This window comes from Flavobacterium sp. PL12 (assembly GCF_039123485.1).
GTDB classification, from domain to species: Bacteria; Bacteroidota; Bacteroidia; order Flavobacteriales; family Flavobacteriaceae; genus Flavobacterium; species Flavobacterium weaverense.
Map to the genome: position 1 here is coordinate 1 of NZ_JBANDI010000033.1, position 14,874 is coordinate 14,874.

Consider the following 14,874-nt stretch of genomic DNA (forward strand, 5'->3'; position numbering starts at 1 on the left):
TTGAATAATCTTTTTGGGTTCGCTTTAAATAGCGACTTACTTCTAGGTTTTCCATAAGGATACTTTTTTGTGTATCGCTATTTCAGGACGGGACAAAACATAAAAAAATCCGTCTCGCTACATTTGTAACGAGACGGATTTTTTATTTCCTCTATAAGTCAAAGCTAGCATTTTAAGTACTTGAGACAAATTTAAGTCCTATAATAGAGCTAATCAAAGTTGTTATAAAGAATATTCGCCAGAAATCAGCAGGTTCTTTAAATACAAAAATCCCAACTAACACTGTTCCTACAGCTCCTATTCCAGTCCAAACTGCGTACGCTGTTCCGATAGGTAAGGTTTGTGTCGCTTTGTAAAGTAATAACATACTTACTGCTAAACAAGCTAGGAATCCAAACAACCATAATGTTGACGTCATTCCTGAAGTTTCTTTTGCTTTTCCTAAACAAGTTGCAAAACCAACTTCAAAAAGACCACCAATAATCAATAAAATCCAATTCATATTACTGTTTTAAAATTAAGACCGAAGGAACTTCGCTCAGCCAAATAGTATTAGAATCGACTATTTGTTTCCAACTTTCGAGACTAATTAACATTAAATCCTGTAGCTCTAAAAATTCCTTTTCAATCGTTTGACTCGAGATCAAACTAATATTATTTGGGTATTTCTGCTCTAAAGAATCTAGCGCACTTTTCAAAACAAAATTGGTTTGAAGAAGTCCATTTGCGTCCAAAATTACGACTTCGGAATTGTTATTAAAAATTAATTTTTGAGCATATTCAATCAAAAACGAATCTTCAGAACGAAAGATTGGAACAAATACACGTTCGACTTCTTGTAAGTCCTTATCAATTAAAATTCCTAATGGCATTTTTGTTTTCGAAATAATCTGTCTTGTTCTCTCATCAAAAGGAGAGTTTTCGAATAGTCCTTCTTTTCCAGTAAACTTATCGATTAGTCGATCTGGATTAATAATTCTAGTAGTAAAACCAATAACTTTCCCTAAAATAGTCCCTTCGAAAATTGATTTTCCTAAACCAACTAATAACAAATCGTAATCTCCTTGATTTGCAACGTCAGCGATTTCAGTCTCAATATCGACTGTAGCTTTAAAAATTGTCTTTATGTCTTGATCCAACAATTGCGATTGTTCAACAATAGGATGAAAAATATTTTTCTCTTTATCATCTAAATTAAAAGAATGTACCTCATCACTCAATGACAAATGCATTACTGTAATACAAGATTGCGCTTTTTGTTTCTTTACTAAACTGTTAGCTAACCGAAGTAATGATTTTCCTTTTTCATTGTTCCCAAACGAAATTAGGATTCGGTATTTATTAAAATTTGTGGCTTGAACAACAGTATCGCTGTCTTTTGTTTTAAATAAAAAGTTAATTAAATCTAATGCCGGTCCAGTCATAAAAGTCGTTACTAATGCCATAATAACCATCATGGTGAATACTTCAGGAGTTAATACTTTTAGCTCTAATCCAATATTCAATACAATCAGTTCCATCAAACCTCTGGTATTCATTAAAGCACCAATGGTTAAACTATCACGCCAGCTTTGCCCAACAAATTTAGCTGCCAAAGCGCTACCTAAAAACTTACCAACAACAGCTACAAGAATAATAAATCCGGTAACTTTCCAAAGATATGGATCGTTTAACAATCCTATTTCTGTTTTTAAACCTGTAAAAACGAAAAATAAAGGAAGTAATAAAATCAAAGCAACATCTTCGACTTTTTCAATAAAAATAGATCTAAACTTGGGAACATCTGGCATAATTGCTCCCGCCATAAATGCTCCAAAAAGTGCGTGAATCCCTATTACCTCCGTTGCATATGAAGACATAATTAATACTAAGAAAAAGATAGCAACTACTGGTTTGCCGATGCTCTCTTTCGAACCATATAAATCACCAATCCTTTTCAAAAATGGTTTTACGATAAAAATCATAACCATCACATAAATAATAGCAAGCGAAATAATATATAAAGAACTAACGAAAGTCCCTGCTTTTACAATCGCAATAACGACCGCCAGAATACACCAAGCTGTGATGTCATCTGCCGCTGCGCAAGTAATAACGATTGCTCCAAGTTTCGTTTTATGAATTCCTCTTTCTTGAACAATCCTCGCTAATACTGGAAAAGCCGTAATACTTAAAGCAATTCCCATAAATAAACTGAAAGAAAGAAACTTTACTCCTTCTGGAGCAAATTGATCATATACAAAATAAGCTAAACCAATACCTAAGGCAAATGGAATTACAATACTGGCGTGACTGATCACAATCGCTTCATTAGCTTTATTTTTCAAAACTTTCATGTCTAATTCCATCCCAATGACAAACATGAAAAGGATTAATCCTATTTGGCTTAAAAATTTTAAATTTCCTAAGGATTCTACTGGAAACAAAGCAGCAGAAAATCCTGGGAAATACATTCCTAATAAAGATGGACCAAGCACAATTCCAGCAATAATTTCACCAATTACAGACGGCTGACCAATTTTTTTAAAAACCCAACCAAAGAATCGAGCGACAAGAATTATAGTTACTATTTGAGCTAATAATATAGCTAAGGGATCTTGAAAATTATACTGCATGGAAGCTAAAAAATCATTCCAAGAACCGTTACCACTTTCTGGTGTTTCAATTGTTTTACTAGCTTCTAGAAATTTTCCTTTCCCAATAATCCAATATATTAGAGCAGAAAAACCTCCTGTTACACCAAAATAAAAAAGTGCGTTTTTATATTTTTTCATATATAATTATATCCCATTATTACCCAACGTAAACACTGCTAAATAGCAACCAAATGTATCATTTAAATTCTGATATTTTTATGGTTAAAAATAAAATAAATTGGAGGAGAATAAGTTCGATATTCTCAAAAAAAACAAGCTAAAACAAATGACATCGAACACATTTAATTACCTTTGTACCCTTGATATATGAAATATGGCGAAGTGGTTTAGCTTGGGATTTTGGGAACTAGTAGCTCGAATTGTCCTTAAAAATAGAATTTTTATGTTATCCATTATCTTTGTGATAACAGCTCTTTTAGCATTGCAGTGGAAAAACATACAATTTTCATTTACGGAAGCTAATTTACTACCTGACGATCATATCGTTAACAAAGAGTACAACGCATTCTTAGAAAAATTTGGAGAAGAAGGAAATTTAATCGTTGTTGGAGTAAAAGATGATGCTTTTTTTACGCCTAAAGCTTTTGCCGCTTGGAATAAATTGATGAAGGAGATTAAAGCGCAAAAAGAAGTAGATTTAGTTGTATCAGTAAACGATTTAAAACAACTGAAGAAAAATGACAACCTACAAACATTTGAACTAGTTCCTTTCGTAGATACCAATAAAACAAATAGTCCACAATACTTAAAGACCATCAAAAAGGATTTGTTTGAAAACATGCCTTTTTATGAAGGATTACTTTTTAATAAAAAAAGTGGAAGTATCCGTTCAGCGATATATCTAGATAAAAAAATTGTTAATACTGCACATCGCAAAGATTACATTGTAAAAAGTTTTATTCCGAAAATCGACGCCTTTGAGAAAGAAACCGGTATTGATTTACGCGTTTCAGGAATGCCTTACATTAGAACATTAAACGCATTGAGCATTTTAAACGAAATTAGTTTATTCATAGGCGCTTCATTATTACTTACCTCACTAATATTTTTCTTTTTCTTTCGCTCGTTTAGAGCTACGTTAATTGCTATTGTAATTGTGATTATTGGTGTAATGTGGACTTTTGGATTACTTGGTTTATTCAATTATCACATTACCGTTTTAACGGCTCTAGTTCCAACATTAGTTATCGTTATTGGAATTCCAAATTGTATATTTCTAACCAATAAATACCAGCAAGAATATAGTGCACACCACAATAAGGCGAGAGCTTTGCAGCGCGTGATTACAAAAGTAGGAACAGCAACTTTAATGACAAACCTTACCACAGCAGCTGGATTTGCTACTTTCATAATTACTAGCAGCCAACTTTTAAAGGAATTTGGAATTATATCTTCATTAAGTATTGTATCACTATTCTTTTTATGTTTGATTGTAATTCCGATTTACTACAGTTACCAACAAGTTCCTAAAGAAAAGCATTTAGCACATTTAAATCGAAATTATACTCGAGTATTTATCAGCTGGATTGCAAAAACTGTCAAATACAATAGAGGTTATGTTTATGCTATTGCTTTAGTTATCTTTTTTGTAAGTATCGTAGGTGCGCTAAAAATCAAAACATCTGGTAGTTTAATTGAGGACATGCCTAAGAATACAAGTTTCTATAAAGACATTTTATTCTTCGAAAAAGAATTTGAAGGAATCATGCCATTGGAAATTACGGTTGACACCAAAAGAAAAAAGGGAGTAATGAATTTGTCTACACTAAAAAGAATGGACGAACTTCAAGAAACGATCGAAGAAATTCCAGAACTTTCTAAACCTATTTCGATATTAAATCTTGTTAAATATTCTAAACAAGCATATTACAACGGTAACCCTGATTATTATGATTTACCAACTTCGCAAGAGCAAAATTTCATATTAAGCTATGCTAAAAACGCTACTAAAAACAGCAAGGATAACTTAATGAAAAGCTATGTTGATAGCACGGGCCAAGTGGCTAGAATTACCACTTTTATGCGTGACATTGGCACTGGAAATATGGCTAAAATTGAAGACCAGCTTTGGGCGAAAGCAAATAAAGTTTTTCCTAAAGACCGTTATGATGTAGTTATGACTGGCAAGGCTTTAGTTTTCGAAAAAGGGACACAGTATTTACTAGATAATTTAGTTACGTCATTACTCTTTGCAGTATTCTTGATTTCGTTATTAATGGTTTTCATGTTCCGTTCTTTCAAAATGGTTGTGGTTTCGCTGATTCCAAATTTACTTCCATTAGTAATCACGGCTGGATTGATGGGTTATTTTGGGATTCCATTAAAACCATCTACAATTTTAGTTTTTAGTATTGCTTTCGGACTTTCGGTAGACGATACAATTCACTTTTTAGCACAATACCGTCAAGAGCTAAAAAACAACAATTGGAAGATTAAGAAATCAGTTTTTGCTACTATTAAAGAATCCGGTATAAGTATGTTCTATACGTCAGTGGTTTTATTTGTTGGTTTTTCAGTATTTATGTTATCTGATTTTGGTGGAACAGTTGCCTTAGGAGGATTGATAGCCATCACACTTGCTTTTGGTATGTTGTCTAACTTGATGTTGCTGCCTTGTCTAGTTTTAACGTTGAACAAATCATTGGCAAACAAGCAAGAATTCATGGAGCCAAAAATTGACATTTTAAATAATCCAAATGAAAAGGATCACGAAGATTTAGATAAATCGAAGTAAAAGCAAATAGAATTACTTCAAAATTTTATGATTCTGTTGTGAAGTGATAAAAGGTTTGAGTAATTGTGAAAAACTCTATTTAGTCATCTAAATCATTTTCCTATTGATGGAAAAACAATATCTTCAAATCATAATTTGTTGATAAATAGATTTTTAAAAATATTTTATTCTCATTTACTTGTTTTATTACTAAAGTAAAAAAGCAGTTTAATTTTGTAAAATTTGCATTAACAGCTGTTAACTTATTTGGAACAGGCATTTATTCCAAAAGCTAAACTAATTACCTTTGTAGAGTCGTAAGAAATGATTGTTCTAAATTAAGCTTTAACACTGAAGGATCAAACACTTTAATGACATGTCACCGATCAATAATATATATTATGAATATTAGAAAAAAAATCTTAGGAAGCGCTCTTTTTTTACTTTTTGCTTATTCTGCCTCAGCACAGTATTTGGTTAAATCAGCAGAATTAAATCAAGAAGGAGCATTAGAACTTGCCAAACAAGCCAACTTAGAAGCGCAAAAAATCAACAAAAAAGTTTCTGTTGCCGTATTAAACTCCTCCGGCGTAACGATTTTATTACTTAAAGGTGATAACGTTGGGCTGCATAACACAGAAGCATCAAGAAGAAAAGCGTTTACATCGTTATCTACAAAAACTCCAAGTTTACAATTGATGAAAAATGCAGAAGAAAGTAAGGATGCAAAAAATTTAAATACGTTACCTGAATTACTTTTATTAGGAGGCGGAACGCCAATCTGGAAAGATGGTAATTTGGTAGGGAGCATCGGCGTTTCAGGTGGTGGCGGATCAGAAAACGATAACAATATCGCAATAAAAGCAGTAGAAAATCTAGGTTTTAAAATTAGTCAATAATCACTTAATTAAATTACAATGAAAATAAAAAGTATCTTATTAGTATTATTTCTTGCAACAGCAAGTATGTCATTTGCTCAAGAAGTAAAATATCAATTGTCAAGTCATATTCTTGACATCACTCAAGGAAAACCAGCTCCTGATGTTAAAATAACTTTATCAAAACAGGAAAAAAATTCGAAGTGGAAACAAGTCGATGAAAAATTTACTGACAAAAACGGACGTATTGGAGATTTCGTTAAAGCAGATGGAAAAGATCATACTGGAATTTATAAATTAACGTTCCACACTGCTCCATATTTCGAAAAAGCAGGACAAAAATCATTCTATCCTTTTATCGAAATTGTTTTTGAACTAAAAGATAACGAGCATTATCACGTTCCAATAACGCTTTCACCATTTGGTTACTCCACTTACAGAGGAAACTAAATTACCACTCCTTTATGAATTAGCTAAAAAAAGTCAGTTCTTAAAATATATTAGAGGATTCAAATCCCGATTTACTTCGGAATTTGGATCCTCTTTTTTTTTGTAAAATCTTTTTCAGTAACTTTACTAAAGGCCACTTTTAAAAAGAATTACTATTAAAGAAATCGTGAAAGCATCTTTAATAACAAGAATAAAATTATTATGATAGAAAGTTTTGGAGATAAAATAATCAGTTTCAATCGTCAATTGCAGTATTCAGGAGCGCTACCAGACGGATTCCAAGTACTAAATCCTTACGCGGACAATCCTGAAACAATGGAAGTAATGCGACAGTTTTATCAAAAATTCTACGCTGATTCAGAAAAAAGAAAATTTATTGTTGGTATAAATCCAAGTCGGCATGGCGCCGGCGTTACTGGAGTTCCATTTACAGATACTAAAAGATTAGAAAGTGCTTGCGGTATCAAAATGAGATCAGCACACACGCACGAAATATCCTCTGTTTTTATGTATGACATGATTCAGGAATTTGGCGGTCCTATTGATTTCTACAAGCAATTTTACGTCAATTCACCATTTCCATTAGCGATAGTTCGAAAAACAAAAGAAGGAAAATTGTTGAACGCTAATTATTACGATGATAACAAACTTTTTGAAATGGTCAAAGATTTTATGATTTTGACTTTAAAAGAGCACATTAGCTTGGGATTAGATACTTCCCAAGTTTATGTGCTAGGAAAGAAAAATGCATTATTCATTCAAAAATTAAATAAAGAAGCACAATTATTCGGCCAATTAAAAGTACTAGAACATCCGCGTTATATTCAGCAGTACAAGTCAAAAGAGAAACAATTGTACATTGACAAATATATCCTCACGTTGAATAATCTATTATGAAGGCACCAGTAATTTACAGCATAGGACATTCTACGCATACTATTGCCGAATTTCTGGCTATGCTACGCTCTTTTGATATAAAAATTATTGTAGACATTCGTCGTTTTCCAGGTTCACGTAAATTTCCACAATTCGATCAAGAAAATTTAAAAGTATCATTAAACGAAGCAGGAATCCAATACATTCACATGCTTGACTTAGGCGGACGAAGAAAAGCCAACAAAGATTCTAAAAATACGGTTTGGAAAAACGAATCCTTTAGAGGTTACGCGGATTACATGGAAACTACTGAATTTAAAAATGCTGTTACTCATTTAGAAGAAATAGCTTTAAAGCAAACTACTGCATACATGTGTTCCGAAGCCGTTTGGTGGAGATGCCATCGTTCGATGGTTTCTGATTATTTGAAAGCAAAAGGTTGGAACGTACTCCACATTATGGGAATAAACAAAGTCCAGGAACACAAATACACCGCACCAGCGAGAATAGTGGGAGAAAACGTATTTTACTCGGAGCAGGAATAAAATTTTCATCATTTGGCTGCAGCCAAAAACCATGTGACCAATCATCAAAATTAGATTATGAAAACTCTATTTAAAGTTGGCGACTAAGTAAGTTGGAACTCAAAAGCAGGGATGTCATATGGAACAATAATTAAAATACACATCAAAGATTTTGATTATGAAGGATATACGCATCACGCGAATGAAAAAGATCCTCAATATGGATTTAAGAGCTCGAAAACAGATTATATTGCAGCTCATAAAAGAACCGCTTTGACTAAAGTAAAGTAAATTTGACCAAATTAAATTTCTAAATTTCGCTGGAATATCATTTCATATTTCTGAATTTTGAATACCAAATTTTACTCTTATTGCGAAATAATAGAGTTACTTTTGAAAAGAACAATAATAATAAAAAAGTGTACTTTTTTTAAAATATAGCTAAGCAAAATGAAAGATACTAAACAGCAACAAATAAAAGCTAAACAATTTCATGCACTGCATCATTCTGGAAAAATGCTTGTATTACCCAATGTTTGGGATTCATTAGGAGCTTCATTATTAGAAAGTTTGGACTACCCAGCTATTGCAACAGCGAGTGCTTCTATTGCCTACACAAACGGATACAATGACGGCGAATATTTACCTTTCGACCAACTGCTAACGCTCCTTACCACCATCACAAAAAGCGTTAATATACCGGTGACAGCGGATATAGAGAGTGGTTATGCTAACAATTATATTCAACTTGAAGAAAATGTCAAGAAACTCATTGCAACTGGAATAGTAGGAATTAATATTGAGGATACAAATAGAGAAACGAACGAACTGATTCCGATAAACATTCAATGCAAACGAATTGAAATTATTAAAAGTGTTTCTACTAACATGGGGATTTCATTATTTATAAATGCTCGAACTGACGTATATATTCATGGAGAAGTATTTACTACTCCCGAATCAAAACTTCAAGAAACTTTAAAAAGAGGACTTGCTTATAAAAATGCTGGAGCTGATTGCTTATTCCCTATTGCTATTCGACAAAAAGAAGATATCAAAGCATTAGTTGAAGAACTAAATATGCCTATCAACATATTGACTCTCCCTAGTGTTCCTGAATTAAATATTCTGAAAGAAATAGGAGTTGTAAGAGTGAGTTTAGGACCTGCTTTTTTAAAAATTGCAATGAAAGCGATGAAAGACATAGCACTAAAATTAAAAAATTTAGAAGGCTTATCAGAAATAACATCCAACGAAGTTACAAGTGATTATTTGAAAAAATTAGTGATCAAAAAATAGCAAATAGAATGACAATAAGAATTTCAATAAAAGATTTGCAGCCAGAAGCGTATAAAGCAATGATGGCTTTAGAAAACTACGCAAAAAGTACTGAAGTATCTTCAACACTTAAAGAACTTATAAAAATAAGAGCTTCTCAAATTAATAAATGCGCTTACTGTCTAGACATGCATACGGAAGAAGCAATAAAATTAGGTGAAAGTGAACGTCGAATATATTTACTATCAGCTTGGAAAGAGTCACATCTTTTTTCTGAAGATGAAAAGGCAATCCTTCAATTGACAGAAGAAGTAACAGATATCTCAGAAAATGGAGTCAATGATTTAACTTACAACAGCGTAATTGCTCGCTTTGGCGAAAAAATCACAGCGCAACTTATTATGCTAATTGTGGTAATTAATTCGTGGAATAGAATTGCTATCTCTACACGAATGATTTACAAGAAATAATTTCAAAAGAGTCGTAATCCTTAAAGATTACTTAAAGAACATCTTAAAACTTGCCAATCAATTGTTAATAGCATCAATAGATCGAGCAATGATTTTGAAATCACTATTATTTGATCTATCTTAGCATTTAGCAAAAAGCAACAAAATGAACAACGCCTATTTTTTATATAAAAAATCTCACAAGTTAGGGCTTGTTTTGTCTTTGCAGTATAAACAAGACGATGCTTTTTTAAAGAGCTCAAAAGAGTTTATATATTAAACCCTGTCGCTACCCAAGACAGGGACTACTTTACTATTCAATTTATCTTTATAAAATAACGCATCAAATCTTTTGATGAAGTTTTTCACGGTCAAATCTCATCTTTCAATAGTGTGGGCATTTGATATTTGGGTTTAAAAAAACTTCCTAGAGAAATGCAATAACACAAAACAAAATGTCAAAAAGTTTAATTTTAACTACAGGAATATATGATATGATTAAAGATCATGTCAAAAGAAAAAAAGCAACTCCAATTCAAGAAGCAACTTTACTTGCACAACTTAAAAGTGCTAAACAAGTTACTAGAAAAGAACTTCCAGAAGATGTTGTGAACATTGATACTCGTGCAACAGTAAAATATCTTGATACCAATGAAGAAGAAGTTTTCACATTTGTAGCGCCAGACAAAGCAAAAAGAAGAAACAATACTGAGTCTATCATGTCAACAATGGGACTTGCATTAGTAGGATACCAAGCTGGAGACAAACTTACTTGGTCATTTGAAGAAGGTGAAAAAGAAATTGAATTACTTAAAGTAGAGAGAATATAATTTAAAGTTTTTCTTATTACAGATTGCAAAAAAACAGTTTCAAATTTAATTTTGAAACTGTTTTTTTGTTTTATTATTGTCGGTTCTAAAAGGCAGGATTAATTATAGACTCTTTACGACTTGAATAAAATCCAATAAAACTAACATGGATTGTTAAAACGATTTAATTATCGAAAGACGAATAACTAATCATACTCATTTATGAAAAATTCCAAGTTTGAATATAGTACATTGACTTTTTACATGATAAAAAAACTGTAATTCCACTATACCATAGCTCCAATAGCAGCGGCATCCCCTGCTTTTTGGTCAGGGATATAGCGTCCCGATGCTTCGGGAGCGAAAATAGCTCCTGATTACATCAATTCTCATCTTAAAAATAGAAACAAATCAATTATATTTGCAGTTAAGTTACGAGACAATTTTTAATATCAACTATACACATAAAATGAGACATACAAAAGTTAAAGACTTACTAAACAGTACTACGACGCTTCATGAAGTAAATGCAAAAGGATGGGTGAGAACTTTTAGAAACAATCAATTTATTGCCTTAAACGATGGTTCAACCATTGATAATATTCAATGTGTGGTAGATTTTGAGAATACTCCAGACGAAACATTGAAGAGAATTACTACTGGAGCAGCAATATCTGTGACAGGAACTTTGATTGAAAGCAAAGGCGCTGGACAAAAATTTGAAATTCAAGTTGCAAAACTAGAAATTCTAGGAGATTCAGATGCTGAAAAATTTCCAATACAACCTAAGAACAAACCAAGTCTTGATTTTTTGCGCGAAAATGCACATTTAAGAGTGCGAACAAATATGTTTGGAGCAATTATGAGAGTGCGTTCGGTTTTATCATACGCAGTTCATAGTTATTTCCAACAAAAAGGATTTGTATATGTAAATACTCCAATTATCACAGGATCTGATGCGGAAGGTGCTGGCGAAATGTTTAAAGTAACGGCTTTACCTTTTGACGATACACCAAGAACAGAAGATGGAAAGGTAGATTATAAAGAAGATTTCTTTGGAAAAGAAACTAATTTGACTGTTTCTGGACAATTAGAGGGTGAGACTTTTGCAATGGCTTTGGGCCAAATCTATACTTTTGGACCAACTTTTAGAGCGGAAAACTCTAATACATCTCGTCACCTTGCTGAATTTTGGATGATTGAACCAGAAGTAGCGTTCAATGATTTGAATGACAATATGGACTTAGCAGAAGATTTTATTCAGTACGTGATTAAATACACGATGGATAAATGCCCTGAGGATTTAAAATTCTTAGAAGGACGTTTATTAGATGAAGAAAAATCAAAACCAGCTGCCGAAAGAAGCGAAATGCCTCTTTTAGAAAAGTTAAATTTTGTACTAGAAAATAACTTCAAGCGTGTTTCATACACTGAAGCTATCGATATTTTGAGAGATTGTACTCCAAATAAAAAGAAAAAATTCAACTATATCATTAATGAATGGGGAGCTGATTTACAGTCAGAACACGAGCGCTACTTAGTGGAAAAACACTTTAAATGTCCAGTAATCTTGTTTGATTATCCTGCTAACATTAAGGCATTTTACATGCGTTTGAACGAAGACGGAAAAACGGTTCGTGCGATGGATATTCTTTTCCCTGGAATTGGAGAAATCGTAGGTGGTTCTCAAAGAGAGGAACGTTTTGATGTTTTAGTTGAGAAAATGAGAGCTTTAGGAATTGATGAAGAAGAATTATGGTGGTATTTAGACACTAGACGTTTTGGTTCAGCAGTTCACTCTGGTTTCGGACTTGGATTTGAAAGATTGGTTCTTTTTGTTACGGGAATGACAAATATTAGAGATGTAATTCCTTTTCCTAGAACACCACAAAACGCTGAATTTTAAAAATATGTTTCAAGCTTAGAGTTTAAAGTTGGTAGAATGTTCTGCAGCTCTGAACCTAGACCTTAAACTTTTTAAACAATAAAAATGCTAAAGCAATTCTTAAATTTAAAATTATCACAGAAATTATCTCCTCAGCAAATTCAGTTGATGAAGTTAATTCAATTGCCTACGCAAGCTTTTGAGCAACGTTTATTAGAAGAAATGAACGAAAATCCAGCTCTTGAAGCTGGAAAAGAAGAAGACGAATTCGAGAAAGATGAATTCGAAAATGAAGATTACGATGATTATGATGATGCTGAATCAGAGCGTATCGATGCTGAAGATATAAATATTGATGAATATTTAAGCAACGACGAAACTCCAGATTACAAAACACAAGCCAACAATTATAGTGACGACGATGAAGATCGAGAAACACCTTTTGCTGCGCCAGTTAGTTTTCATCAAGATTTAATCAATCAGCTGAACACTTTTATACTAAATGATGAAGAGCGCGAAATCGCAGAATTCCTTGTTGGAAGTATTGATGACATGGGATACATTCGTCGTAGCGTTTCAGATATGGTAGATGATATGGCTTTTACTCAAGGTATTTATACTGATGAAGAAACCGTAGAAAAAATGATGCAAGTTATTCATGAACTTGAACCTTCAGGTGTTGGTGCTAGGGACTTACAGGAATGTCTGTTGCTGCAATTAAAACACAAAACGCCTACAGAGTCCGTTGAATTAGCCACTGATATCATTGAAAATCAGTTTGATGCTTTTACTAAAAAACATTATGATAAATTGATTCAGAAATATGGTGTTTCTAATGACCAACTTAAAAAAGCAGTTCACGAAATTGAGAAACTGAATCCAAAACCAGGTGGTGCTTTTACTGGAAATAATAAAATTACTGAAAATGTAGTTCCTGATTTTGCTATTCGAATTGTAGATGGCGAACTTGAATTAACGTTAAATGGAAGGAATGCTCCTTCGCTACACGTTTCTAAGGATTATCAGGAAATGATGCAGACGTATAAAGATTCGCGTGATAAATCAGCACAGCAAAAAGACGCTGTTCAGTTTATAAAACAAAAACTAGATTCGGCTAAATGGTTTATTGATGCAATCCGTCAACGTCAAGAAACACTTTTTGTAACGATGAATGCAATTATGCATTATCAAGAAGAATTTTTCTTAGATGGTGATGAAACAAAGTTGAGACCAATGATTTTAAAAGACATTGCTGATCTAGTAGGTCTTGATATTTCGACGATTTCACGCGTTGCAAATAGTAAATATGTAGAAACACCTTATGGAACGAAACTAATTAAGGAATTCTTTTCGGAATCAATGAAAAATGATCAAGGTGAAGATGTATCAACGCTAGAAATTAAAAAAATTCTGCAAAATACTATAGAAGAAGAAGACAAGAAAAAACCACTTCCCGACGATCAATTGGCAGAAATTTTAAAAGAAAAAGGATATCCAATAGCAAGAAGAACAATTGCGAAGTATAGAGAACAGCTTGATATTCCTGTGGCAAGAATGAGGAAGAAAATTTAGTAGATTCATATCTAACACCTTTGTCAAAGTTCTAAACTTTGACAAAGGTTACAAAAATCAAACTTTACTAAAAGTAAACACATCTATTTTAAACTGCAAACCTTCAGATTATATGGACATCAGAAATGAAATTATTGAAGCTGATACTTTCTACCATATATACAATCGAGGAATAAATAGTTGTGAAATTTTTAAAAGTCAAGAAAATCGCCTATTTTTTTTATCAAAATTTACACATTATTTGAGTGAAGTTTGTGAAGTATATGCATATTGTTTGATGTCAAATCATTTTCATTTTATCGTTAAAATAAAAAGTGAAGAAGTGCTCAAAACTTTTGCAGAAAAAAATACAAAATCAACTATCGAAAAAAAGTACGGTTTACATGCTCTCTCTAATATTTTCAGCAAACAAATAGGTAAACTTATTAGTTGTTATACCCAATCGTACAACAAAGTAAACAACCGACATGGAGCGCTACTAGAATCTCCATTTAAAAGATTGAAAATTGATTCTGATGATTATCTTAGAAATCTAATTGTTTATATTCACTTGAATCCGTTTGATCTTAAAGAAAACTATATGGATTTTAGATTCTCTTCCTACTTGGCAATCGTTTCGAACAAAAAAACCAATGTAAAAAGAGATGAAGTAATTAAAGTTTTTGAAAATCTAGAGAATTTTATCTACTCGCATAAATACCCATCACAAAACAATTTTGATATTTAACAATGCTTAAAATTTATTAACCTTTTGTAAAGTTCTAAACGTTGACAAACGGTTAA

The 14,874-nt window shown here is 32.4% G+C and carries 13 protein-coding genes and 1 pseudogene; 12 read left to right on the forward strand and 2 right to left on the reverse strand.

What is annotated here, in order from left to right:
• Positions 1-172 precede the first annotated feature (172 nt).
• Together RCH19_RS13380 and RCH19_RS13385 are read right to left on the reverse strand one after the other, a co-directional pair.
• Positions 173-502, reverse strand: coding sequence for a multidrug efflux SMR transporter (locus RCH19_RS13380; RefSeq protein WP_343023640.1), 330 nt, complete (start codon positions 500-502; stop codon positions 173-175).
• A gap of 1 nt (position 503) precedes the next feature.
• Positions 504-2,774, reverse strand: a complete 2,271-nt coding sequence (locus tag RCH19_RS13385; RefSeq protein WP_343023641.1) for a cation:proton antiporter — start codon at positions 2,772-2,774, stop codon at positions 504-506.
• A gap of 196 nt (positions 2,775-2,970) precedes the next feature.
• Here RCH19_RS13385 and RCH19_RS13390 point away from each other — a divergent pair, with 196 nt between their 5' ends.
• The 12 genes and pseudogenes from RCH19_RS13390 to RCH19_RS13445 all read left to right on the forward strand — a co-directional run bounded on the left by RCH19_RS13390 (position 2,971) and on the right by RCH19_RS13445 (position 14,818).
• Positions 2,971-5,391: an MMPL family transporter gene (locus tag RCH19_RS13390; protein WP_343023642.1), complete on the forward strand. Its 2,421-nt coding sequence runs from the start codon at positions 2,971-2,973 to the stop codon at positions 5,389-5,391.
• 386 nt (positions 5,392-5,777) lie between these two features.
• Positions 5,778-6,269, forward strand: coding sequence for a heme-binding protein (locus RCH19_RS13395; protein ID WP_343023661.1), 492 nt, complete (start codon positions 5,778-5,780; stop codon positions 6,267-6,269).
• An 18-nt stretch (positions 6,270-6,287) separates the two neighbouring features.
• Positions 6,288-6,698 carry a hydroxyisourate hydrolase gene (gene uraH, locus RCH19_RS13400; RefSeq protein WP_343023643.1) on the forward strand — a complete coding sequence of 137 codons (411 nt, stop codon included), beginning with the start codon at positions 6,288-6,290 and terminating at the stop codon, positions 6,696-6,698.
• 204 nt (positions 6,699-6,902) lie between these two features.
• Positions 6,903-7,595: an SMUG2 DNA glycosylase family protein gene (locus RCH19_RS13405; RefSeq protein ID WP_343023662.1), complete on the forward strand. Its 693-nt coding sequence runs from the start codon at positions 6,903-6,905 to the stop codon at positions 7,593-7,595.
• Positions 7,592-8,119, forward strand: a complete 528-nt coding sequence (locus RCH19_RS13410; RefSeq protein ID WP_343023644.1) for a DUF488 domain-containing protein — start codon at positions 7,592-7,594, stop codon at positions 8,117-8,119. Before RCH19_RS13405 ends, RCH19_RS13410 begins: the two co-directional genes overlap by 4 nt.
• Positions 8,120-8,218: 99 nt before the next feature.
• Positions 8,219-8,389: pseudogene (locus RCH19_RS13415) on the forward strand (DUF2945 domain-containing protein); the annotation flags it as partial.
• A gap of 159 nt (positions 8,390-8,548) precedes the next feature.
• Positions 8,549-9,397 (forward strand): isocitrate lyase/phosphoenolpyruvate mutase family protein, encoded by an 849-nt coding sequence (locus tag RCH19_RS13420; RefSeq protein WP_343023645.1) that lies wholly within the window; start codon positions 8,549-8,551, stop codon positions 9,395-9,397.
• Between the two features lie 8 nt (positions 9,398-9,405).
• Positions 9,406-9,846, forward strand: a complete 441-nt coding sequence (locus RCH19_RS13425; RefSeq protein WP_343023646.1) for a carboxymuconolactone decarboxylase family protein — start codon at positions 9,406-9,408, stop codon at positions 9,844-9,846.
• A gap of 434 nt (positions 9,847-10,280) precedes the next feature.
• Complete coding sequence (locus tag RCH19_RS13430; RefSeq protein WP_121924936.1) at positions 10,281-10,655, forward strand: GreA/GreB family elongation factor; 375 nt, start codon at positions 10,281-10,283, stop codon at positions 10,653-10,655.
• A 448-nt stretch (positions 10,656-11,103) separates the two neighbouring features.
• Positions 11,104-12,540 (forward strand): asparagine--tRNA ligase, encoded by a 1,437-nt coding sequence (asnS, locus tag RCH19_RS13435; protein ID WP_121924935.1) that lies wholly within the window; start codon positions 11,104-11,106, stop codon positions 12,538-12,540.
• 84 nt (positions 12,541-12,624) lie between these two features.
• Positions 12,625-14,091 carry an RNA polymerase factor sigma-54 gene (gene rpoN / locus RCH19_RS13440; protein WP_121924934.1) on the forward strand — a complete coding sequence of 489 codons (1,467 nt, stop codon included), beginning with the start codon at positions 12,625-12,627 and terminating at the stop codon, positions 14,089-14,091.
• Positions 14,092-14,203: 112 nt separating this feature from the next.
• A complete protein-coding gene (locus RCH19_RS13445; protein WP_343023647.1) occupies positions 14,204-14,818 on the forward strand; it encodes a hypothetical protein in 615 nt (204 codons plus the stop codon).
• Positions 14,819-14,874: the final 56 nt, after the last annotated feature.